We start from the raw sequence: 21401 nt of genomic DNA, 5'->3' as shown, positions 1-21401 counted from the left end.
CTGAATCAACCCCGCTAAGCTTGAAACCTCCAGAATCACCCTCATCTAATGGGGTATCTCTGGCAGGTTTATCTTCATCAGGTGTGTCCATCGCTCCGGCCTGCCCATAAAAGGAAGGTAACTTATGCGAATAGACCGTTTGACCAGCAAATTACAGCTGGCGTTATCCGACTCCCAATCCCTGGCCGTTGGTATGGACCATCCCGCCATCGAGCCTGCGCACCTGTTGCAAGCGTTGATCGATCAGCAAGGTGGTTCGATCAAACCGCTGCTGATGCAGGTGGGCTTTGACGTCAACAGCCTGCGCAAGGCGTTGAGCAAAGAGCTCGACCAACTGCCAAAAATTCAGAACCCGACCGGCGACGTGAATATGTCGCAGGACTTGGCGCGTCTGCTCAACCAGGCCGATCGCCTGGCTCAGCAGAAGGGTGACCAGTTCATCTCCAGTGAACTGGTGCTGCTCGCAGCCATGGACGAGAACAGCAAGCTCGGCAAGTTGCTGCTCGGCCAGGGCGTGACTAAAAAAGCCCTGGAAAACGCCATCAGCAACCTGCGTGGCGGCGAGGCGGTCAATGACCCCAACGCCGAAGAGTCGCGTCAGGCGCTGGACAAGTACACCGTCGACCTGACCAAGCGCGCCGAAGACGGCAAGCTTGACCCGGTAATCGGCCGTGACGACGAAATCCGCCGCACCATTCAAGTGTTGCAACGCCGGACCAAGAACAACCCGGTGCTGATCGGTGAGCCTGGTGTGGGTAAAACCGCCATCGCCGAAGGCCTGGCCCAGCGCATCATCAACGGCGAAGTGCCAGACGGCCTCAAAGGCAAGCGTCTGCTGTCGCTGGACATGGGCGCGCTGATTGCCGGTGCGAAGTTTCGCGGTGAGTTCGAAGAGCGCCTCAAAGGCCTGCTCAATGAGCTGTCCAAACAAGAAGGGCAGATCATTCTGTTCATCGACGAACTGCACACCATGGTTGGTGCCGGTAAGGGCGAAGGCTCCATGGACGCTGGCAACATGCTCAAGCCCGCCTTGGCGCGGGGCGAGCTGCACTGCGTCGGTGCCACGACCCTGAACGAATACCGTCAGTACATCGAGAAAGACGCAGCCCTTGAGCGGCGCTTCCAGAAAGTGCTGGTAGAAGAGCCGAGCGAAGAAGACACCATCGCTATCCTGCGTGGTCTCAAAGAGCGTTACGAGGTTCACCACAAGGTGGCGATCACCGACGGCGCGATCATTGCCGCGGCCAAGCTCAGCCATCGCTACATCACTGATCGGCAACTGCCGGACAAGGCCATCGACCTGGTGGACGAAGCGGCTAGCCGCATTCGTATGGAGATCGACTCCAAGCCCGAAGTGCTCGATCGCCTGGAGCGCCGCCTGATTCAACTGAAGGTTGAATCCCAGGCGCTGAAGAAAGAAGAAGACGAAGCGGCGCTCAAGCGTCTGGAAAAACTGACGGAAGAGATCGCCCGACTGGAGCGTGAGTACGCCGATCTGGAAGAAATCTGGACCTCGGAAAAAGCCGAGGTGCAGGGTTCTGCGCAGATTCAGCAGAAAATCGAACAGTCGCGTCAGGAGCTGGAAGCCGCACGCCGCAAGGGCGACCTCAGTCGCATGGCCGAGCTGCAGTACGGGGTAATCCCGGACCTGGAGCGCAGCCTGCAGATGGTCGACCAGCACGGCAAGGCTGAAAACCAGTTGCTGCGTAACAAGGTAACCGAGGAAGAAATCGCTGAAGTAGTGTCCAAATGGACCGGTATTCCGGTATCCAAAATGCTCGAAGGCGAGCGGGACAAGCTGCTGAAGATGGAAAGCCTGCTGCATGAGCGGGTGATCGGTCAGGAAGAGGCTGTGGTGGCCGTCTCCAACGCCGTGCGTCGCTCCCGCGCAGGGCTGTCTGACCCGAACCGGCCAAGCGGCTCGTTCCTCTTCCTCGGCCCGACCGGTGTAGGTAAGACCGAGCTGTGTAAGGCACTGGCCGAATTCCTCTTTGACACCGAAGAGGCGATGGTACGGATCGACATGTCCGAGTTCATGGAGAAGCATTCCGTGGCGCGGCTGATCGGTGCACCACCCGGCTATGTCGGTTACGAAGAGGGCGGTTACCTGACCGAAGCGGTACGGCGCAAGCCTTACGCGGTGGTACTGCTCGACGAAGTCGAGAAGGCGCATCCGGATGTGTTCAACGTGTTGCTGCAGGTGCTTGAAGACGGTCGCCTGACGGATAGCCACGGGCGTACGGTGGACTTCCGTAACACCGTGATTGTCATGACCTCCAACCTGGGCTCGGCGCAGATCCAGGAGCTGGTCGGTGATCGAGAAGCACAACGTGCTGCGGTGATGGACGCGGTGGGTTCGCACTTTCGCCCTGAGTTCGTCAACCGGATCGACGAAGTGGTGGTGTTCGAGCCTCTGGGCCGCGATCAGATCGCGGGTATCACCCAGATCCAGTTGGGCCGTCTGCGCAGCCGTCTGGCTGAGCGCGACCTGAACCTGGAACTGAGTGACGAAGCGCTGGATAAACTGATCGCTGTCGGCTACGACCCGGTCTATGGTGCACGGCCGCTGAAGCGGGCCATCCAGCGTTGGATCGAGAACCCGTTGGCGCAGTTGATTCTGGCCGGCAAGTTCCTGCCGGGCACCGGGATTACTGCCACGGTCGAGGGCGAGGAAATCGTCTTCGCCTGATTTTTCGGTGGGTTACGCTAAGGCCTCGAAATTCGAGGCCTTTTTTCTTTGCATTTTTTCTCGAGTGCTTGTAAAGTGCGCCCCGCTGTATGTCACCCCGCAGGTTTCCGGCAAAATTGGCGATCTGAAAAAAAGTTGCAAATCAGTAAGTTGAATGCAAATTAGGGGTTGACAAGGGTTTTGAAGGTTGTAGAATAGCGCGCCTCAGAGACATGAACGCAGCGATGCACAAGGTCGAAGAGTTCGAAGCGGTAGTGATACAGTTTTCGAAATTGCAGTAATTGAAATTGATAGTTCCGCGATAGCTCAGTCGGTAGAGCAAATGACTGTTAATCATTGGGTCCCAGGTTCGAGTCCTGGTCGCGGAGCCAAATTTCAAACCGGGGTATAGCGCAGTCCGGTAGCGCGCCTGCTTTGGGAGCAGGATGTCAGGAGTTCGAATCCCCTTACCCCGACCATTTTTGGGTCGTTAGCTCAGTTGGTAGAGCAGTTGGCTTTTAACCAATTGGTCGTAGGTTCGAATCCTACACGACCCACCATTTTCGAGTCCGGTTCGCTGGATTTGGATCTTAAAAGGTTGGAACGCCATTAGCGTCCAGCCGTAAAAAAGGCGCCTTAATTGGTGCCTTTTTTTTACCGGGGTATAGCGCAGTCCGGTAGCGCGCCTGCTTTGGGAGCAGGATGTCAGGAGTTCGAATCCCCTTACCCCGACCATATTCAGAGAAAAGGGCACCTTGCAAAGGGTGCCCTTTTTTCGTTTCTGCAGCCCTGAAGATTTGCCTGCTACTATCGGGCAATGACCTGCAAGGGAGCTGCCCGCCATGACCCTCAAAGCCTCCGTTTACATCGCCACTAGCCTTGATGGCTTCATCGCCCGTGAAAGCGGTGAACTGGACTGGTTGATGGTGGCCACCACCTCCAGCGATGACCACGGCTACGCCGCCTACATGGCGAGCATTGACACGCTGGTCATGGGTCGCAATACCTTCGAAAAAGTCCTGACCTTTGGTGAATGGCCCTATCCGCACAAACGGGTGGTGGTATTGAGTAGCACCTTGCAACAAGCACACGCAGGGCCGCACGTCGAAGTGCATCCGGGGCCCCTGGCCGAACTGCTCGACTACTTGCAGGAAAGCGGCGCCAAGAGCCTGTACCTCGATGGCGGCCAGGTCGTACAGAGTTTCTTGCGAGAAGGGTGCGTGGATGAGCTGACCATCACCCGGATCCCGGTGTTGCTGGGCAGCGGCATTCCCCTGTTCGGCACCTTGGGCAAAGATGTGTTGCTGCAGCACATGCGCAGTACCACGTTTGAAAATGGCTTTGTGCAGAGCACTTATCGGGTACTCAGATAGCTCGTTGCATACGCTTGCTAAAAGCAGGGTGCTGGTCTTTGCTTGCTCGAGTATGGATGCGCTTTGTGGGGGCCTGTGGGGTCTCAGCATCCCGATTGCACTCACATCAGGATGCTCGCCATGACCAAGATCGGCCCCTTGCTACGCAACGTATTGAATCGTCTCGATAGCCCTTCCGCTGAACTGCAAGGCCAGGCGCTATGGTCGATAGCTGCTCATGTGGGAAGTGGCGAAAGCCCGGACAGAATACCCCTGGTAGTGAAATTAACGACCAAGCGCCCGCGCCATGGTGAAGGGTGGGAGGAGTACAAGCAGCGATTTGACCAGGAAGTTTCTGTGGTCAACCAGGTTTTGAGTGGTGGGCAGGCTACGCCGCTGTATCTGGCGGGGTCCATCGCGGGGGCGTTCCGGCCTGAGCAAGTTGAAGGCATGGCGCAGCTCAACGAAATCGGCTTGATAGAGCTCGACCCCATCGTTAATCCCACATTGATGGATGATGCCTGTATCGACATTGGCCTGGATGGATATCGCAATCAACACGGCCAATTGACAGGGACGGGCGTAAGGGTTGCGGTACTGGATTCAGGTATCGACATTAACCACCCCTTCCTAAACGTTGCCAGTTCTGTCTCGACTTGCGGTGAAGATTTTCTCATTCCCGGCTCTCACGGTACTCACTGTGCCGGCAGCATTGCCTCGCGAGACACCCTCTATCGAGGTGTAGCACCGGACGTCGACCTGTTGAACATCAAGGTGCTTCGTCATGACGGCAGTGGCCGACATACCTCCATCGTCCAAGGCATAGATGCTGCGCTTGATCTGAAGGCAGACATCATTTCCATGAGCCTTGGCTTCAATCATCTACCGGCCTGGTCGGATGGTGGGCATGGCTGGGCCTGTCCAGATGGGCGTTGCCCCTTGTGCACCGCCGTAGACAACGCCAGCACCTTTGGCGCCATTGTCTGCGTGGCAGCGGGTAACGAGCACACTCGTGCTGAAGCCCTGCGGCGTATGGGTTATGGTCACCTGATTGATACCGAGCTGGGCTGCCCAGGCCAATCCAGGGGCGCCATCACCGTAGGCGCAATCTCCAAGAGAACCTTTTTGCCTGCAGAATTCTCCAGCCGAGGCCCTTCTGCCTATGGCACAGAAAAGCCAGATTTGGTCGCGCCGGGTATCAACATCATGTCCACGACACCCGTGCCAAGGCAAGCAGACGGTAGCCTGGCGCCCACGCCAATGCGCGCTGATCTGTTTGGCAGAAAGAGTGGTACTTCAATGGCGACGCCTATCGTCGCTGGGGTGGCGGCTTTGTTGCTGCAGCAACGTCGCAGTCAGAACCAGAGCGTAACGGTGTCGGCAATGCGCAAGGCGATCCTGGACGCCACAATGGCAATGGGCTTGCCGGTAAACGTCGTAGGCGTTGGTCGGGTCACGTTAAGCTAGGTGGGATAGGTGCTATTGTCCTGTGTAGTGATCACAGGACTGAGTGGTGGATCGCAATGGTCGAGACAAGAGAAATTGAAAAACTGCGCCAACTGGGTTTGACCGAGCAAACCTCTGCTGGAGTCGAGGCTGTGCGCGTGACGGCGCAATGTCGCCTGTCTGCGCAGGGTTATACCCGGGATAAATGGCGCTCGGCCTTGCTCGACTGGGAATGTGGAATAGAGCAGCAATTGGCCTCTCATGGCGCGGAGCTGGTGCCGGGAAGCCTGTCGGTTGCCGGGCAAACGGTCGAAGTGGTGGTGCCTATTGACCAGCTGTCTTCCGTTGTTGCCGAAATGGCTGATGCGGACGTCAGAATTGATATCGTAACGCCCCACCAAGTGGTGGAGCGTTAGCGGCCAGTTAATCGAGTTTAGTGCAGCTTCAGGCGTGGTTCGGTGCCGCGGCCAATCCGGCTGCCCAGCATCAGCATCAAGGTGCGGAAGGTGCCATACAGCGCCATCTGGTGCATGCGGTACAGCGACACATAGAACATCCGCGCCAACCAACCTTCCAGCATCACGCTGCCGGTCAGGTTACCCATCAGGTTACCCACCGCCGAGAAACTAGACAGCGACACCAGTGAGCCATAGTCACGGTAGGTATAGGTCGGCAACGGCTTGCCTTCCAAACGAGCTTTCAACGATTTGGCCAGCATCGACGCCTGCTGGTGAGCTGCCTGGGCCCGCGGTGGTACGTTGCGGTCGCTGCCCGGTTGCGGACATGCCGCGCAATCACCAAAGGCGAAAATATCGTCGTCCAAAGTAGTCTGCAGGGTAGGGCGCACCACCAGTTGGTTGATCCGGTTGGTCTCCAGGCCGTCGATGTCCTTGAGGAAGCCTGGTGCACGAATACCTGCTGCCCAGACCTTGAGACTCGCCGCAATTACCTCCCCATTGCTGGTTTTAAGCTCGGTGGCCGTAACTTCGCTAACCGAGGCGTTGGTCATCACCGTGACCCCCAGTTTCTCCAGAGTCTGGTGCACTGGCACGCTGATCCGCTCAGGTAGCGCCGGCAGCACCCGCGGGCCCGCTTCGATCAAAGTAATGTGCATGTCCTTGGGCTGGATGCGATCCAGGCCATAGGCCGCCAGCTCGTGTGCGGCGTGATGCAGCTCGGCGGCCAACTCAACTCCGGTGGCGCCGGCACCGACAATCGCCACGCTAATAGTTTCATTGGCTTGATCACCCGCATGGGCGCGCAGGTAGTGGTTGAGCAGCTGTTGATGGAAGCGCTCAGCCTGCTTGCGGGTATCCAGGAACAGGCAGTTTTGCGCCGCGCCCAGGGTGCCGAAGTCATTGGTGTTGCTGCCGACCGCGATCACCAGGGTGTCATACGCCAGGGTACGTGCAGGCAGCAGCTCACGGCCCTCTTCGTCGAGGGTCGCGGCCAGTTGGATCTGCTTGCCTTCGCGGTCCAGACCACTCATGCGCCCGAGCTGGAACTGGAAATGATTCCACTTGGCCTGAGCCACGTAGTTCAGTTCGTCTTCCGAGGAGTTCAGCGAGCCGGCGGCAACTTCGTGCAGCAACGGCTTCCAGATGTGCGTCAGGTTGGCGTCGACCAAGGTGATGCTGGCGCTGCCCTTCTTGCCCAGGGTTTTACCCAGGCGGGTCGCCAGTTCCAGGCCGCCGGCGCCGCCGCCGACAATCACAATACGGTGAGTCATGGAGATATCTCATAAGGTTTACGGAATTCGGGTCTCGAGTGGGCGGCCGCACAGGGCGGGCAGTTTGGGCGAGCGCAAGGCAGCTCATAGCACCAGGTTACTCAAGAGGCGGCTCAACACGCCCAGGCCAATCGTCACCAGCACCACCATGCAAAGGAGCAGCCACGGCCGGAAAGGCTTGCGCTCGACTTGATGCTGGGGGGCTTGCAGGTATTGATCGACACGACGTTGGTCTTCGGGATTCAGGCGGCTGGTCATGAGGGCCTCGTCAGGTAGACGCTTGTGACTGAAAAGAAGCTACACGGTTCACTGTAGTCGTTTGCCCAGGGCTCAGTGTGCAGTCACAGCGCAGTCTTGATGACGAATGATTGCGCTTTGTATCACCGCCGCCGAATTTATGCCATTACGCGTTGGCAGGGGGCCAGCTCAGAGGCTGATACCCACGTCGAAGACAATGCTGCGCCCCAGGTTGCCGCGCAGAAAATCCGGCGCATCCGGGTGGGCGAACAGCACCCGGGCGAAGGTCGGCCCGACCAGTGACAGCGAGCGCCAGCCCTGGCGCAGGTATTCGGTGGGCGGCGGGAAGTGGCTGTTGAGGTCGAGCACTTCGCGCTTGAGGCTGGCAAAGGCGATGATGTCCAGTTCGCTCAGATCCAGCCCGCGCTCCTGGTAGTTGTGGGATTTTTTGCGCAAGGTCGGCGCCAGGCGTTGCAGCAGCTCCTGGGCACTGATTCGCCGTGGCCTGGCTTCGCGCCGCACCAGCTGGCTCAGGGAAAAGGCGCTGCGCCGGCGTTGCAGTTCTTCACGCCATTCGTCATTCAATCGGCGGCCTTCGTCGAGGACGAAAAACACCTCGAACGAGGCATCGCGAAACAACACATCAGGCGGCTCCTGGCCGGCGGGGCTGAAGTCTTCGCTGCGGTAAGGAATGTTCAAGCCTTGCAGCAGGCGCTGGCAGACCCAACGCTCGCGTTCCCATTTACGGGCATTGGAAAGAAACGCATTGGCTTGTTCGGCCTGAATAGTGAGCAGGCGCAAGTAGTCTGAGTCGTCCATGGGGACAAGCTTAGCGTTCAATTGTGGCTTCATGAATAAAGTCGTTCATTCATGCATCGGGACGCTTTGGCGCTGCTGCAGTTGTTGATTATCCAAGGTTCGGAACGTTCGTGGCTGAGTTCTCAAACTGTCTTGCCGGGGCGCCATGGTAGCTGCCTTGTCCAGACTGTAAGCATTGGTGATCGATTCATAGTTGATCGATTGGGCGTTTTGCTTTTTCTCGACCAGACGCTGCAAATCGCTACGGATGTTGGAAGGCAAGTTGCGGATCTTGTCGAGATCCTTGCCATCGCTCTCCACGACACTCTTGGAGCACTGCATAAAACAGGGCGGGGCCGGCTCGAAGGGATAGGATAGGCAATCGCAATCCGCCTGCGCCAGGGTAGAGAAAATAACGAAACCAAGGGTTGTCCAAGGCAGTGCTTTCATTGCTTGTCTCCTGCGCGTAGCTGTTTGAGAAATATCCAGGCCAGGGTGTAGCCGATCAGCCAGGCACCGAAAAAAGCCAATGAGCAGAGCAAATAAAAGCGTTGATCGGCGTATAGATTATTGATCTTCTCCGAAATGGCATTGATCGAGCTGGGATTAAAGCGTGTCGCGAGGTATCTGCCGACCAGTTGGTTGCCCAGGAAAATGGAGTAGGCAAGACCTGCCCAGCCGGGCAGGAATAACAGGTAAAGCAGGCGCAGCGTCCAACTGTCAGGTCGGTTGTGTGACGTACCGATGATCATGGCCGCTGTTGCGCCACCTATTGCCACTGCCCAGCCGGAAATCACTGTAGAGCTGTCGAGTACCTCTTTGAGAATGGCGGGAAGATCGCTCATCGGTTAATGCTCCTGATTTTGAGCGGCGACTGAGTAGGGCATCGGCGTTAATTAGATGACTGTTCAACCGTGATGCGCGCGCATCCCTTGTTGTTGCGATAGAAAGCGTCGGTAAAGAAGGGCCACCCCACCCCGTCGTTGACGTAGAAAAACAATGGGCCGTCAGCGTGGGCGGTGAATGAAGCGGTAAATATTCGGCCACTGTCGACGGGAGCCCCCTCAGGAGGACAACGCCAGCCGTTAGGCCAATCCGGGGTGTTTTGAATGGAGATACAGTAATCTGAGGGCAATGAAGTGCTCGAGTGGACAGGCAGTGCGTGTACATCATTGCCATTACTGCCAATACGCACCATGGTCTGGAACCAGCGAGCGTTCAGGTGGCGGCGTGCAGGTGTGGCGACGGTCATCATTAACGATTTTGGAAACTTCAGCGGGCATTCGAAACCAGCCGGATTGGTCGGAATGTCGCGATCGCTCCAGTGCCACTGATCTGGTACCTGCAGTGTTACCTGATAGGTCCGTCCTTGATGAACCTTGAGCCCGGAATCGGTACATAGACTGCGCGTATCAAACCAAAAACTCGCCTTGTTTTCGGCCCTTTTTTCGTGTGCCTGGCACAAAGCTCCGGAAGCCTCGGCCCAGGTAAACAGGGGTTGGCTGATCAATATCAAAGCGCCAATCAGTATTGCCAAGACAAACATCACTGGCAGCAATCGGTAACCGAGCAGGTACATGAATGCCTTGTACGCACCGTGGGTGCGTAAGCCCTGGATAGCCCTGTCCTGCAGCGTGGGTTTGCGTGGCTGAGGTATCGACCCGACCGATGTTGGCCTCAGCGGCGCTATGCCATACCAGACGCGGCGCATCTTGTCCCTGATGGTTGTGTCCAGCCGTTTGCCCCAGGCCATAACCGCGAACAGGAACGCGATCAATGGCAGGAAAAAAATTGGGTTGGTGGCGAAGGAGGCGGTCCAGGGGCTGGCCAATGAAGGCAACACATAGTTCAACCAGCCAACTGGCTTGCTGAACATGCACAACGTCTCCTGGCAGCTTGCTCGTGCGGGGGCATACAGCGGCATTGCCGCCAGTGTCAGTGACACGAACAGCGTCAGGAAGTACGCCACGCGCCGTCGCCAAACGGTGTTATAGACATCTTCGCGCGCGGCCCTGAAACCCTTCATCCATCGTTTGGGGGCAGTCGCGGCATCAGTACCGCCGTGTTTGATGTTAATCAGCGTCAGGTAGTGCTCAATGTTGACGATACTGCCATCGAAGCGCACCACGCAAAAATTTGGCGGCAGACTGATCGGCGCATAGCCGTCCGGATCGACTTTGATTCGGCGCAACACGCTTTCATGCACCTTGGTTCTGGGGACCCTGACCTGCTCGGTGCGATTGAGGCGGTCGATTCGCCGCGGGTTGTAGCAGTAATAGCTCGCTATGCCGTGGCGCGAGTCGTAGAGCTTGCCGTTTTCGTCCGACAAAGCAATCAGTTCGCTCCAGATCGTAGGCTCCAGGCGCAGACCATGCTTGTGGGCTTCACTCATGATCCACTGCAGTGGTACGTAGGACAGGCTGTCATCGGCATAGCCACCGCCAACGTTAGCGTGCATGCCGCAAAACCACACCTGGCTGATGCGTTCCCCATCAATGTGGCGACTGCGCCGGTTGGCATTTTTCACCCCTTGCTCGGGAATTTTCGGGTCGGGTGCTTCGTTCCACAAGCGTGGGTGGAAGGCGTTGCGTTCATCGTCCAGCGCTAGCGCGTGGCGCGCATGCCGAACCCGGGGGCTGAGGTTGTAGTCACGCATGGTCAGCGGCCAGATGAAGCGATCGATGGCCCGTGTGAGTTGGTCTACCGGTAACCCGTAGGCATCTACGGTATCCCACAGGCCAAGAAATTCGATCTCCAGGGAGGGGGTAGCGTCTGGGCGACCAATGCGCTCTGCTTCATGGTAGGGGGTGTTGCGGTAAAGCCGGTTCTTGGCACTGAGGATGCCGTCGCGTAGGTTCCGGAGCAACTTGATGCCCCAATGACTGGGGAACCGGTCGCGCCGAAAAGCCCGGTAGGCGTCCCAGGCCAAGCGCTCAAGGTCACGTTCGCTACCCGTGTAGCGCAGCAGCCCTTGGGTCATCACCAGGCCAACCAGTACCCTTGCGGTAAAAGCCCCGCGGCTGAAGCCAAACACATAAATCTTGTCGCCTGGCGTGTACATGCGGCAAAGGAACAGGTACAGGTCCACCACGTTACGTGCCAGACCCACGCCAAACCCGCCACCGAGTAACGCCAGCGGCTTAAATGTCGAAGTGCCGACACCGTCGTCGTAGAAGGCGAACTGTCTGGGTTGTTCCGGGGTGGCGGGATCGCAAAGGTCTACGGCCTGATAAAGCCGCCAGACATTGGTCTTGAACAGCTTCCCGGCACTATTGCCGGTGCCGTCTGAGAACAGTACAAGGTGTTTGGGGGCAGGCGTGGGCATGACCAACTCCTCTCAAGGAGCGCCAGGACTACCCACGACTGCTTATTCAGTGGCCCGCGCCAGGGTCGCTTGTTATTGAGCATAGTTGAAGCTCAATACAGTGAAGGCAAACAGCCATGTCCGCTTGCTCGCTGTTTCGCGGTGTAGACTGCCAGCACAGTCTTTGCCAAAGGGCCCCGCTGCCGTGATTGATGCTCAAGTGCTGTCTGACCACAGCCTGACCCTGGGCTGGGTCGGTTATGTCGTGCTGCTGGTATGGGCGGTGGCGCGTACGCGCTGGGTTGAACTGTTCACCGACAGTCGCCGCCAGCACCTGCTGTTCGGCACGGTGTTCGCGTTGTTTGCCTTGTGGCTGGTCAGGCGCGACTTCGACAACGGCGTGTCGTATCACTTCATCGGTATGACCGCGGTGACCTTGCTGCTGGATTGGCCGCTGGCGATTGTTGGCGGTTTACTGGCCCAGATCGGGCTCATATTGATGGGGCGCCAGGACCTGGCGGCCATGGGCGTCAACGGCCTGTTGTTCATCGGCCTGCCGGTGCTGGTCACCGAAGCCTGCGCCATTCTCGTCGAGCGCGCGCAGCCGAAAAACCTCTTCGTTTATATCTTCTGTTCGGGATTTTTTGCCGCAGCCTTGGCGGCACTGCTGTGCCTGCTGATCGGCCTGGGCTTGTTGTGGTACGACGGGCTGTTCGTGATGCCGGAGTGGATCGAAGACTTCATCGGCTACCTGTGGCTGATCATCTTCCCCGAAGCCTTCATCAACGGCATGGTGGTCAGTGCCCTGGTGGTGTTCTGCCCGGAGTGGCTGGAAACCTTCAACCGCACCCGCTATTTGCAGGCACCGTGGAAGGATGACGACTCCGGGCGCTGAGGATCAATGGTGGGCGCGTGGATCGAGCTCGCCGGAAAACAGATCGTCTTCAGCATCCGGTGCTACCGGAATCTTGTGCTCTTCCGCAGCCCAGGCACCCAGGTCGATCAACTTGCAGCGGTCGGAGCAGAACGGCCGAAACGCGCTGGCTTCGTTCCATTCAACAGGGGCGCCACAGGTCGGGCATTCTACGGTCATGGGTTGGCTCATGCTTGGCCTCCTCGCAAAGTCAGGTAAAAGTGGTGCAGGCGGTCGACCTCCGAATGCAGCCAGCTCAGGTCGCGGTCATTGACCAGCACATCATGGGCATGGCGCAGGCGCTCTTCGCGGCTGGTCTGGGCCTTGAGGATGGCCTGGACCTGTTCCGGGCTGGTCTGGTCGCGCAGCAGCGTGCGCTGTACTTGCAGCTCGGTCGGGGCGTCGATCACCAGCAGGCGTTGGGTGCGCTGAAACTGGCCGGATTCGACCATCAGCGGCGAAACGAACACCGCATACGGTGACTCCGCCTTGGCCAGGTAGCTGAAAATCTCCTGACCGATCAGCGGGTGCAGCAGTGCCTCCAGCCAACGCCGTTGCTCTGGGTCGGCAAAGATCAGCTCACGCAGCGCCGCACGGTTCAGTTGCCCGTCCTCCTGCAGTACCCCGGCGCCAAAGCGCTCAATGATACTGGTCAGGGCCGGGCGCCCGGGTTCGACCACCCAGCGCGCGGCCTGATCGGCATCGACCAGGTGCACACCCAGTTCGACAAAGCGTTGCGCCGCAGCGCTTTTGCCACTGCCGATGCCGCCGGTGAGGCCGAGAATCCAGGGAGTGAAAGCAGCGGTGGTCATCACAATCCAGAGAATTTCAGGTAAGAAGTGGTTATTTGACCACCCCAGAGCAGAGCGATCCAGCCCGAGATGGCCAGATAAGGACCAAAGGGGATTGGCGTACTGGCCTTGAGGCCTTTAACCCGCAGCATAATCAGCCCGATCACCGCGCCCAGCACCGACGACGACAACAGCGTCAGCGGCAGAACCTGCCAGCCACCCCAGGCGCCGATCAGTGCCAGCAACTTGAAGTCGCCGTAGCCCATGCCCTCTTTGCCGGTAATGAGCTTGAACAGCCAGAACACCGACCACAAGCTCAAATACCCTACAACTGCGCCCCACACCGCATCTTCAAGCGGTACAAACATCTCGAAGGCGTTGACGAGAAGCCCCAGCCACAACAGCGGCAGCACCAGCACATCGGGTAATAGTCGGTGCTCGATGTCGATCAGGCTCATCGCCAGCAGGCCCCAACTGAACAGCAGCACAGCGACGGTACTGTTGCTGGCGCCCAGGTGCCAGGCAACAAACACCGTCAACGCTGCGCAGCCCAGCTCCACCAACGGATAGCGCACGCTGATGGCACTGCGGCAACTGGAGCAGCGCCCCTGCAACAGCAGATAACTCACGACCGGAATGTTTTCCCAGGGGCGAATACGATGCCCGCACTGCGGGCACTGTGAAGCGGGCAAGCACAGGTTGTAACGTTCAGACGCAGCTTCATCGGGCAGGTCGAGCACCTCCCGCGCTTCTACCTGCCACTGGCGTTGCAGCATGATCGGCAAACGATGCACCAGCACGTTGAGAAAACTGCCGACGATCAGCCCCAGCAGCAAGGCGAACCCCAAGTACAACAACGGCTGGCTGGCCAGCGTATCCATCAGGTCCATGTTCAGATCACACTACCCAGCTGAAAGATTGGCAGGTACATGGCGATCACCAGGCTGCCTACCAGCAGCCCGAGAATCAACACAATCAAAGGTTCGAGCAGGCTGGCCAGGTTGTCCAGCAAGCGCTCGACGGCGCTTTCATAATGGCTGGCGACTCTGGCGAGCATAGCGTCCAGCGTACCGCCTGTCTCACCAATGGCGCACATCTGTTGCATCAACCGCGGAAACAGATTGCTGCTGGCCATCGCCAGGCTCAAGGCCTGACCGCTGGCGAGGTCCTTGCGCAGGCGCAGCACCGCTTGTTCGTACAGTGGATTGCCACAGGCACCGGCCACCGGTCCCAGCGCCTCCACCAGCGGCACCCCGGCTGCAAACGACGTCGACAAGGTGCGGGCGAAGCGGGCGAGGGCGGCATTACTCAGCAAGTCGCCAACAATCGGCAGCTTCAACGCCACGCCCAAACAGCGCAACCGAAAAGCCGGCTGACGTCGATAGGCCTGGCGCAGGCTCCAGCCAGCACCGAGCAGAAGCAGCAGCATCCAAGCGAAGTACTGACGCAACCAATCGGACAAACCAATCACCCGCCGCGTAAAGGCCGGCAGCTCAGCGCCAAAGCCACTGAACATCGCCTGAAACTGCGGCACCACCTCAAGCAGCAACAAACTGGAAACGCCCAAACCGGTCAGCAGCACAATCAGTGGATAGGTCATGGCCTTCTTCAAACGAGCGCGCATGGCTTGGCGCTGCTCCTGCAGATTGGCGACCTGCTCCAGCACCGTTTCCAAGCTGCCCGACTGCTCACCGGCAGCAATCAGGTTGCAGTACAACGCATCGAAATAGCGCGGATGCCGGCGCAGGGAATTTGCCAGATTGCAGCCCGCACCGATATCGGTTTTCAGCGCGCCGAGCAGGCTGATCAGTGCCGGGTTGCTGCTGCTCTGGGCAATCACCTCAAGTGCCTGCACCAGCGCCACGCCCGAGCAGATCAAACTCGCCAACTGGCGGCTGAACTGGCTCAGCTCGCGAGTGCCCAGCGTACTCTGTCGGCGCCAGAGCCCGGCGTGTGCCCGCTCGATCCTGCCGGGGCGAATACCGCGCTTGCGTAACTCCGCGCGCAGCAGGGCAGGGCTGCGCCCGCGGCTTTCGCCAGACACCAGCGCCCCTTGTGCAGAGGTGCCTTGCCAGCGGTAGCAATAGGTTTTTCCGGTCATCGCGACATCCTTGTGGCGTGGCCCGCACAAACCCCGAAACAGCTTCGTGGCCGGTGCAGCGAGCAGAGGTGCCCGCCGCTCACTAGAGTAGTCGAGCGAGCACAGCCGAATCACAGGCGCAGGGTGACAAAAGGTGTCTATTCGGGCCTACTGGCGCGCCTGTTCGCAGCCACACCAGGTGCGCTGCCGACACGAACCGATTTTGCGAGGGAGAACGTCCATGAAAGGGCAACGCGGCATTACCTTGATTGAACTGATGATCGTGGTTGCGATCATTGGCATCCTGGCGACCATCGCCTTACCCCTGTACACCAACCACCAGGTGCGAACCAAAGCGACCGCCGCGCTGGTGGAAATATCCGCCCTGAAAACCCCGTTCGACCTGCGCCTGAACGAAGGCAAAGACGTTACCGACGTCGCCGCCCTTGGCGGCCAGGCCAGCACCAGCAACTGCGCCATCACCGCCACCGGCACAGCGGCTACTGGCGTTGGCAGCATCGTCTGCACCCTGGCCGACGCCCCGGCCATTGCCCAAGGCAAAACCCTGAGCCTGACCCGCTCGGCCACGGGGTGGGCGTGCACTAGCGACCTGAGCGAAGACCTCGCTCCCGCTGGTTGCAAGGCCGCCGAAAGTGCCGCCGCGAAGTGAGCAATAGCTGTTATTAAACAGTGAATTGCGTAAGCGATCCGGCAGTGGTAGCGTTGAACCACGCCGGTGTAGCTCAGTCGGTAGAGCAGCGCACTCGTAACGCGAAGGTCGCAGGTTCGATTCCTGTCTCCGGCACCAGTTCAGGTTCCATTGAAGGCTTTCAAAATCTCTGGAGCCCCCGAAAAACCCGCCTTTTGGCGGGTTTTTTCGTTATGGTCAGCAAGCTGACCATTCGCGAATGGCAGCAATGGGGCGAAGGTGGTCATTCACGGCCGGCAGCTATCGACCCAGAGCGGCCGGTGGCGAAGGGCTGCCCTCGGCCATTAGCTGCCTGTCGCGTGGGGCCGCAGTCGACCCAATGCAGCCGGTCAGAATCGGCAGAGATCGGCCATGATCTGCCGCTCGTCGGCCACGGGAACAATTCTACCTAGGTAATGACAGCCACATGGGGGCTCGCCATCCTATACGCGAGTTAGCTACGGCCATATTATGGGCCCATGCAGGAGTTATTCAGCGACGCCGTAGACGAAGGTCGCCGCATCCAGCAGGGCATGATGCGAAAAAATCTAATGGATAACGAGCAATAATTTTAAGGAAGCAATATGACTGATTACGTAGAAACCGATATCGACGAGGAGTTGATTGCACCTGGCTCAGAGGAAGAGGAGGAGCCGGAACTTCTCGATGAGGTAATGCATCCGTTTAACCCTACAGATATCGATATTGTGGTAGAGCCAAAGTCGCTGGACGCGCTAATAAAAAGAATCCAGCATAATGAAATCGATATGAATACCGATTTTCAACGACATGCTGAGCTATGGGATAACCGTAAGATGAGCCGGTTAATCGAATCGATACTTATACGATTCCCGTTGCCCGCTTTTTACTTTGATGCATCTGACGAAAACAACTGGCTGATAGTCGATGGGTTGCAGCGACTATCAACCATTCGAAAGTTTGTTTTGGATAAAAAACTTCGCCTGAACGGGCTTGAGTTTTTAACCGAACTTAACGGCAAGACCTTTGATAAACTGCATCGTCAGTATCAGCGCCGGATTGAGGAGTGCCCAGTAACCGTCTACATGATTAAACCGGGCACACCGGATGACGTTAAGTACTCTGTATTTCGTCGGATCAATACCGGCGGCCTAACACTTAATAATCAAGAAATACGCAATGCGCTCGCCAAACCCAGGGATCGTGAGTTGCTAGAAAAGCTAGCGAATTTAGAGTGCTCGAAAATCATGCTGGGCGATTTATCCAAGCGCATGAAAGATCAGGAATTGGTGTTGCGCTTCTGGGCATTTTATCGATTTGACTATCTTGACCCTCAAAACAAAAAGGAAATAGCCTCGTTTTTAGACAAGGCCATGGAAGACATAAAAAAGGGCGACGAGCAATACCGTGAAAACTTTAGGAGCCAATACTCCACTGCTATTGAGCGCTGCTACCAATTGCTGGGTAATACTGGATTTGAAAAAGACAATCAGTCTAATTCTCGCAAGCGCTCAAAGAACTCAACACTATTCGAGGTTTTGATGGTCGAGCTGGCTAAGATAAAAAAGTCAGACTTCACAATCTTGCTTAACAAAAAAAACAAATTGCGCCAAGAACTATCGAGCCTACTAGAAAATACCGAGTTTTTTAATTCGATCACTTACTCTACACAGAAAAAAATTCACGTAATAATTCGCTATAATAAAATTAAAAACCTGATCAAGATGGTGCTAAATGATTAAATTCATTAACGTCAAAAACTTCAAGACCTTACTAAATGCCAGCTTTCCGCTTGGAGCTTTAAATTTATTCTCAGGCCTTAATGGCATGGGCAAATCAACCTTGATTCAGAGCTTGCTCCTGCTGCGGCAGTCGTATGAACGAAACACGCTACAGAACAAAGGATTGCTGTTAAATGGTGATTACGTAAACATTGGAACTGGCAAGGATGCGCTTTCAAGCTTCAGCGAGCAAGAGGAAATAATATTTACCGTCAAATGGGATGAGATAGCAGAGCCTGTCGTCTTTGAATTTGACTATCAGCATGACTCGGATTTATTGCCGTTGCGTAGATCGGGGATAGATGGGCATTCAGGATCCTTGAGCTTATTTAGTTCTAATTTTCAATACCTTAGTGCAGATAGATTAGGCCCGCAAAGCCATCATCAGCTGTCTGAATTTCATATTCGTGATTTGAAATCCCTCGGCCACCATGGTGAGTTCGCTGTGCATTTCATAGCGGTAAATGGCGCCAAAGAACTTGAGATTGCGGCTTTACAACACCCAAAAGCTGTTTCCGGAACCTTGCTTGCAAATATCGAAGCTTGGATGTCAGACATCACCCCGGGACTTAAAATAAAAGCGGTGGCACAGCCGCAGTTCAATTCGGCAAGCCTTAGTTACTCGTTCAATCAGGGGAAAGACACAACTGAAGAATTTAAACCTCAGAACGTCGGATTCGGTCTTAGTTACGTACTCCCTATTATTAGCAGTATTTTAAGTTCTGCCAAAGGGGACTTGCTAATTATTGAAAATCCAGAATCGCACTTGCACCCTGCTGGCCAGGCGCTTATGGGGAAGCTCTGCGCGATAGCAGCAAAAAACGAAGTACAGCTAATTGTTGAGTCTCATTCCGACCACTTTTTAAATGGCATTAGGGTTGCAGTGAAGCAACAGATTGTAGAAGCCAGTGATGTTAAGGTTTTTTTCTTACAGCGTGATGTTTACAATCCAATCCATGCTTCGGAAGTGATGTATCCAAACATTGATGAAAAGGGGCGCATTGATTGTTGGCCAGATGGCTTTTTTGACCAGTGGGACAAGGAATTGGACCAATTATTATGAGCGATGGAATTATTCTTAATCATCATTCTTTGCCTTTTGCCTGTAAAGAGGATGCAGACAGTGGGTTATTAGCTTTTTTTGACGTCCTCAAGATTTGCCGCAAGGCAGGTTTAAAAATTTTACTCGTGGATAAGGATCAAGATAAATCGCTTATGGGGTTGGAGCTTGCGAGTGGTTATTTTGTTCGCAATTGGTTTTCCTCGGCCAAGCAAATAGCTGAACTTGCTGACTGCTGTCGATTTTTAAAATCTATAGAAACCAAGCAGCCACTTTTTCAAAGCGTAGATATTGAAAGCGTTGGCGACGCTATTGAGGTCGGGCTTTTAGGTGAGAGCTCTGGCAAGCCAACTTTGTTGGCGGCTTTTTATTTTAGAACATTTCTTGCAAGCTTTACTGCTTTGCCAGATTGGGCGGATGCTCGTATCAATGTATGGATTTTTGAACTTGATGCAACACCTGAACAAAGAGAGGAAAATATTCTAAATCTTAGTAGTGGGGATAGCTTGGCAGCCCATAGCGAGGAACTTGCACTACGCCGTAACTCTCTGCTTGATAACGCAAAAAATATCTGGCAGCAAAGAACCAGCCTGCTTCCAAACTTAACATTACTTCCAAATCAAATAGGAACTATCCTCCAAAGCTGGTCTGCTCGGACAGATATTTTATTAAAATCTAGAGATGCATTAAATGTTATGGAGCTATTCTGTGTCAAATGGAATGCCGGCGAATACGCTGAATATAGGCATGAGTATTTAAGAGGTTTGGGGCTTGCCGCTGAGGTCAGCGGCGAATCTGCAAGTGTTAACGAGGACGCCAGAAAGAGGAGGGAACGACTTTTCTGGTTGGATGATGGTCGTCAGGTTTACTGTGAAAATCATGTCAAGTTACCTGATGGGTATCGCATGCATTTTTATCCAGATCCTGATAAAAAGCGTATTTATGTGGCTTATCTCGGCCCGCATTTAACTTTGTGAGTCAAGTGTCACCACATTGCCCACATTAAATTTATGCCTATCAGAATTTTTAGGTGTCGTGTGAGAATTGCTAAGTACTTAGTAGTTTCATCCGCACAACTGAGCGACTGGTCTTGGCCGTTTGTTGACGTTCACCGTTGGCAGTGGGCTGCAGGCCAAAACGTGGAGTCACCTGCGTCACGCCAGCAGTTCGGGGGCAAAGTAGTCCTTAGCATCCTGCTATGGCTATTTTATCTTCGGGCACTAAGTGCAGGCACCAATAGCAGTGCGCCAATGATTCCGTCGCGCATGACCTTACCGAGCCGACCGGCATTTGAATATACATCCCTTATGGTTTTGACGTAGGAGCAATTGGCTAGATGCTCTTCGATGGTCTCAATATGCTTGTGTGCGATGAAGGCAATGGCGAAACAAGTAAATGTCATCGGCACTAACATTAATCCGGCAATCAAAGCTATTGAGATACTTGTCTCATTGTTACCTCGCCAAAACGAAAAGCGCCGAATTGTTCAGACCAACGCCAATCATCAACCTGCCTTACTATCACCTGCTGAACACCCCACCACCATCCCATGCGCCACATCCTCAACCAGCGCCTTGGCCATCCCGCTCAGGTAGTGCGCCGCACAGAGCATGGCCTCATCCTGTTCGAACATCACATGCAGGGTCAATTTGTTCACATAAGCCATAAGCATCGTCGCTTGTTCCAAAACAAAATCAGCGCTGTGCCCTGGCTCAACCCGGAACAGGTTTTCGGAACAGGTCCCGCTCAGGCTTGCGCCGAACACGCCCACCCCGGTTGTTTTGAGATCAGCAATGCGGCCTTCAATCGATTTCTGGTTCATCCCTACCTCTCCTGGTATGTACTACGTTGCAAGCGGCCAGCGTTGCTTCAACAACGCTGGCGCTTATCCACAGATACCTCAGTGCTTCATCTGCACCTTGCTCAACGCCACTTCAACCAAACTGCGGGCATTGTCGATTTCATGCATGGTCGCCAAAGTCAAAACCTGGCCTGGAGGGTCGGGATGGAGTAGTACCGTTTGCTGAGCGACGGTCAGTGCGCAGACCAGGTATTCGGATACTTGGACGAGGATGTCTTCGAGGGAATGGTTACTGTGGTGCGGTGGATCAGGGACGATTTTCAACATGACGAACTCCGACATCGGTGGAGCTGCCACATTTCTGCTGTCAAACAAATAGGTGGCAGCTGTACGCGGGTTGACAGACCGAGGATATCGGAACTCGGCGCACACGAATGTGCCCCACGCACAGCCGCCATAAAGCGATGCACATGTGATCCGAAACTCAGATACGGCCTGTCAAAACCGGTCGTTGAAATAGGCAACGACCGAGTGAGACTAGAACCCCAGCGGGACCACTGCAATGGCTTAAGCGCGGCGAAAGTATGATTCGGAAATGGACTACAGGGAATCAGGAAATTCTGAAGATTCGATGCCTTGAAGCACCTCTTCGGTGGCTCCCTGTTACAAAACTACCGTCACTCGCGCCTTGTTCACTGTATCCGCTCCATGAAGACCACATTCCAAGCGACTAACTGAAACCCGATGCTGCGCTCCCGATTTCTTTCTGGAGTC

21 protein-coding genes and 5 tRNA genes are annotated in these 21401 nt (G+C 55.7%); 14 read left to right on the top strand and 12 right to left on the bottom strand.

Going from position 1 to position 21401, the window contains the following annotated elements; translation table 11 throughout:
• The first annotated feature begins 124 nt into the window (after positions 1–124).
• From clpB to ACQRAX_RS24500, 8 genes are all read left to right on the top strand, one after another.
• Positions 125–2689 (top strand): ATP-dependent chaperone ClpB, encoded by a 2565-nt coding sequence (clpB, locus tag ACQRAX_RS24535; protein ID WP_412041543.1) that lies wholly within the window; start codon positions 125–127, stop codon positions 2687–2689.
• A 295-nt stretch (positions 2690–2984) separates the two neighbouring features.
• Positions 2985–3060: transfer RNA gene (locus ACQRAX_RS24530), tRNA-Asn, on the top strand.
• Positions 3061–3070: 10 nt separating this feature from the next.
• Positions 3071–3147 (top strand) — tRNA-Pro (locus ACQRAX_RS24525).
• Between the two features lie 5 nt (positions 3148–3152).
• Positions 3153–3228: transfer RNA gene (locus ACQRAX_RS24520), tRNA-Lys, on the top strand.
• A 98-nt stretch (positions 3229–3326) separates the two neighbouring features.
• Positions 3327–3403 (top strand) — tRNA-Pro (locus ACQRAX_RS24515).
• Positions 3404–3510: 107 nt separating this feature from the next.
• Positions 3511–4041: a dihydrofolate reductase family protein gene (locus tag ACQRAX_RS24510; protein WP_412041542.1), complete on the top strand. Its 531-nt coding sequence runs from the start codon at positions 3511–3513 to the stop codon at positions 4039–4041.
• 120 nt (positions 4042–4161) lie between these two features.
• Positions 4162–5487, top strand: a complete 1326-nt coding sequence (locus ACQRAX_RS24505; protein WP_412041541.1) for a S8 family serine peptidase — start codon at positions 4162–4164, stop codon at positions 5485–5487.
• Between the two features lie 56 nt (positions 5488–5543).
• The gene (locus tag ACQRAX_RS24500; protein ID WP_412041540.1) at positions 5544–5882 is read left to right on the top strand and encodes a hypothetical protein; all 339 of its coding nucleotides are present in this window, start codon (positions 5544–5546) and stop codon (positions 5880–5882) included.
• A gap of 17 nt (positions 5883–5899) precedes the next feature.
• Here ACQRAX_RS24500 and ACQRAX_RS24495 read toward each other — a convergent pair whose 3' ends face one another.
• From ACQRAX_RS24495 to ACQRAX_RS24470, 6 genes are all read right to left on the bottom strand, one after another.
• Positions 5900–7195 (bottom strand): NAD(P)/FAD-dependent oxidoreductase, encoded by a 1296-nt coding sequence (locus ACQRAX_RS24495; protein WP_412041539.1) that lies wholly within the window; start codon positions 7193–7195, stop codon positions 5900–5902.
• Between the two features lie 84 nt (positions 7196–7279).
• On the bottom strand, positions 7280–7453 hold the full coding sequence (locus ACQRAX_RS24490; protein ID WP_412041538.1) for a DUF3094 domain-containing protein: 174 nt from the start codon (positions 7451–7453) through the stop codon (positions 7280–7282).
• A 168-nt stretch (positions 7454–7621) separates the two neighbouring features.
• Positions 7622–8251, bottom strand: coding sequence for a DUF1780 domain-containing protein (locus ACQRAX_RS24485; protein WP_412041570.1), 630 nt, complete (start codon positions 8249–8251; stop codon positions 7622–7624).
• Positions 8252–8296: 45 nt separating this feature from the next.
• Complete coding sequence (locus ACQRAX_RS24480) at positions 8297–8680, bottom strand: hypothetical protein (RefSeq protein ID WP_412041537.1); 384 nt, start codon at positions 8678–8680, stop codon at positions 8297–8299.
• The gene (locus ACQRAX_RS24475; RefSeq protein WP_412041536.1) at positions 8677–9075 is read right to left on the bottom strand and encodes a hypothetical protein; all 399 of its coding nucleotides are present in this window, start codon (positions 9073–9075) and stop codon (positions 8677–8679) included. The genes ACQRAX_RS24480 and ACQRAX_RS24475 overlap by 4 nt, the downstream gene beginning before the upstream one ends.
• 47 nt (positions 9076–9122) lie before the next feature.
• Positions 9123–11555, bottom strand: a complete 2433-nt coding sequence (locus ACQRAX_RS24470; protein ID WP_412041535.1) for a DUF2235 domain-containing protein — start codon at positions 11553–11555, stop codon at positions 9123–9125.
• Positions 11556–11739: 184 nt separating this feature from the next.
• On the opposite strand from ACQRAX_RS24470, the gene ACQRAX_RS24465 reads away from it, so the two are divergent.
• Positions 11740–12429: an energy-coupling factor ABC transporter permease gene (locus ACQRAX_RS24465; protein WP_045190403.1), complete on the top strand. Its 690-nt coding sequence runs from the start codon at positions 11740–11742 to the stop codon at positions 12427–12429.
• A gap of 3 nt (positions 12430–12432) precedes the next feature.
• On the opposite strand, the gene yacG is transcribed toward ACQRAX_RS24465, so the two are convergent.
• From yacG to ACQRAX_RS24445, 4 genes are read right to left on the bottom strand one after another with little or no spacing between them, the layout of a single operon-like run.
• The gene (gene yacG, locus ACQRAX_RS24460) at positions 12433–12639 is read right to left on the bottom strand and encodes a DNA gyrase inhibitor YacG (RefSeq protein ID WP_412041534.1); all 207 of its coding nucleotides are present in this window, start codon (positions 12637–12639) and stop codon (positions 12433–12435) included.
• Entirely contained in the window at positions 12636–13259 is a 624-nt protein-coding gene (gene coaE / locus ACQRAX_RS24455) for a dephospho-CoA kinase (RefSeq protein WP_412041533.1), read from the bottom strand. The genes yacG and coaE overlap by 4 nt, the downstream gene beginning before the upstream one ends.
• On the bottom strand, positions 13259–14128 hold the full coding sequence (locus ACQRAX_RS24450) for a prepilin peptidase (protein ID WP_412041532.1): 870 nt from the start codon (positions 14126–14128) through the stop codon (positions 13259–13261). Before ACQRAX_RS24450 ends, coaE begins: the two co-directional genes overlap by 1 nt.
• A 2-nt stretch (positions 14129–14130) precedes the next feature.
• Entirely contained in the window at positions 14131–15339 is a 1209-nt protein-coding gene (locus ACQRAX_RS24445) for a type II secretion system F family protein (protein WP_412041531.1), read from the bottom strand.
• 220 nt (positions 15340–15559) lie between these two features.
• On the opposite strand from ACQRAX_RS24445, the gene ACQRAX_RS24440 reads away from it, so the two are divergent.
• The 5 genes from ACQRAX_RS24440 (at position 15560) to ACQRAX_RS24420 (ending at position 19803) form a co-directional block, all read left to right on the top strand.
• The gene (locus tag ACQRAX_RS24440) at positions 15560–15988 is read left to right on the top strand and encodes a pilin (protein ID WP_412041530.1); all 429 of its coding nucleotides are present in this window, start codon (positions 15560–15562) and stop codon (positions 15986–15988) included.
• A 62-nt stretch (positions 15989–16050) separates the two neighbouring features.
• Positions 16051–16126, top strand: a tRNA-Thr gene (locus ACQRAX_RS24435).
• A 464-nt stretch (positions 16127–16590) separates the two neighbouring features.
• A complete protein-coding gene (locus ACQRAX_RS24430) occupies positions 16591–17727 on the top strand; it encodes a DUF262 domain-containing protein (RefSeq protein WP_412041529.1) in 1137 nt (378 codons plus the stop codon).
• Positions 17720–18829: an AAA family ATPase gene (locus tag ACQRAX_RS24425; RefSeq protein ID WP_412041528.1), complete on the top strand. Its 1110-nt coding sequence runs from the start codon at positions 17720–17722 to the stop codon at positions 18827–18829. The genes ACQRAX_RS24430 and ACQRAX_RS24425 overlap by 8 nt, the downstream gene beginning before the upstream one ends.
• A complete protein-coding gene (locus tag ACQRAX_RS24420; protein ID WP_412041527.1) occupies positions 18826–19803 on the top strand; it encodes a hypothetical protein in 978 nt (325 codons plus the stop codon). Before ACQRAX_RS24425 ends, ACQRAX_RS24420 begins: the two co-directional genes overlap by 4 nt.
• A gap of 527 nt (positions 19804–20330) precedes the next feature.
• On the opposite strand, the gene ACQRAX_RS24415 is transcribed toward ACQRAX_RS24420, so the two are convergent.
• Both ACQRAX_RS24415 and ACQRAX_RS24410 read right to left on the bottom strand, forming a co-directional pair.
• Entirely contained in the window at positions 20331–20648 is a 318-nt protein-coding gene (locus ACQRAX_RS24415) for a DUF3077 domain-containing protein (RefSeq protein WP_412041526.1), read from the bottom strand.
• 78 nt (positions 20649–20726) lie between these two features.
• The gene (locus ACQRAX_RS24410; protein ID WP_412041525.1) at positions 20727–20954 is read right to left on the bottom strand and encodes a hypothetical protein; all 228 of its coding nucleotides are present in this window, start codon (positions 20952–20954) and stop codon (positions 20727–20729) included.
• Positions 20955–21401 lie beyond the last annotated feature (447 nt).

This window comes from Pseudomonas sp. UM16, assembly GCF_050312595.1.
In the GTDB taxonomy this organism is placed as follows: domain Bacteria; phylum Pseudomonadota; class Gammaproteobacteria; order Pseudomonadales; family Pseudomonadaceae; genus Aquipseudomonas.
The sequence above is the reverse complement of the archived record's forward strand: the minus strand, read 5'-3'. Positions and strand labels throughout refer to the sequence as shown.

Coding starts and splice junctions, on each gene's coding strand:
- ACQRAX_RS24450 (WP_412041532.1), bottom strand. CDS start 14,128: ATGGACCTGATGGATACGCTGGCCAGCCAGCCGTTGTTGTACTTGGGG.
- ACQRAX_RS24495 (WP_412041539.1), bottom strand. CDS start 7,195: ATGACTCACCGTATTGTGATTGTCGGCGGCGGCGCCGGCGGCCTGGAA.
- coaE (WP_412041533.1), bottom strand. CDS start 13,259: ATGACCACCGCTGCTTTCACTCCCTGGATTCTCGGCCTCACCGGCGGC.
- ACQRAX_RS24440 (WP_412041530.1), top strand. CDS start 15,560: ATGAAAGGGCAACGCGGCATTACCTTGATTGAACTGATGATCGTGGTT.
- ACQRAX_RS24490 (WP_412041538.1), bottom strand. CDS start 7,453: ATGACCAGCCGCCTGAATCCCGAAGACCAACGTCGTGTCGATCAATAC.
- ACQRAX_RS24415 (WP_412041526.1), bottom strand. CDS start 20,648: ATGAACCAGAAATCGATTGAAGGCCGCATTGCTGATCTCAAAACAACC.
- yacG (WP_412041534.1), bottom strand. CDS start 12,639: ATGAGCCAACCCATGACCGTAGAATGCCCGACCTGTGGCGCCCCTGTT.
- ACQRAX_RS24480 (WP_412041537.1), bottom strand. CDS start 8,680: ATGAAAGCACTGCCTTGGACAACCCTTGGTTTCGTTATTTTCTCTACC.
- ACQRAX_RS24470 (WP_412041535.1), bottom strand. CDS start 11,555: ATGCCCACGCCTGCCCCCAAACACCTTGTACTGTTCTCAGACGGCACC.
- ACQRAX_RS24410 (WP_412041525.1), bottom strand. CDS start 20,954: ATGTTGAAAATCGTCCCTGATCCACCGCACCACAGTAACCATTCCCTC.
- ACQRAX_RS24430 (WP_412041529.1), top strand. CDS start 16,591: ATGACTGATTACGTAGAAACCGATATCGACGAGGAGTTGATTGCACCT.
- ACQRAX_RS24475 (WP_412041536.1), bottom strand. CDS start 9,075: ATGAGCGATCTTCCCGCCATTCTCAAAGAGGTACTCGACAGCTCTACA.
- ACQRAX_RS24510 (WP_412041542.1), top strand. CDS start 3,511: ATGACCCTCAAAGCCTCCGTTTACATCGCCACTAGCCTTGATGGCTTC.
- ACQRAX_RS24485 (WP_412041570.1), bottom strand. CDS start 8,251: ATGGACGACTCAGACTACTTGCGCCTGCTCACTATTCAGGCCGAACAA.
- ACQRAX_RS24445 (WP_412041531.1), bottom strand. CDS start 15,339: ATGACCGGAAAAACCTATTGCTACCGCTGGCAAGGCACCTCTGCACAA.
- ACQRAX_RS24505 (WP_412041541.1), top strand. CDS start 4,162: ATGACCAAGATCGGCCCCTTGCTACGCAACGTATTGAATCGTCTCGAT.
- clpB (WP_412041543.1), top strand. CDS start 125: ATGCGAATAGACCGTTTGACCAGCAAATTACAGCTGGCGTTATCCGAC.
- ACQRAX_RS24420 (WP_412041527.1), top strand. CDS start 18,826: ATGAGCGATGGAATTATTCTTAATCATCATTCTTTGCCTTTTGCCTGT.
- ACQRAX_RS24500 (WP_412041540.1), top strand. CDS start 5,544: ATGGTCGAGACAAGAGAAATTGAAAAACTGCGCCAACTGGGTTTGACC.
- ACQRAX_RS24425 (WP_412041528.1), top strand. CDS start 17,720: ATGATTAAATTCATTAACGTCAAAAACTTCAAGACCTTACTAAATGCC.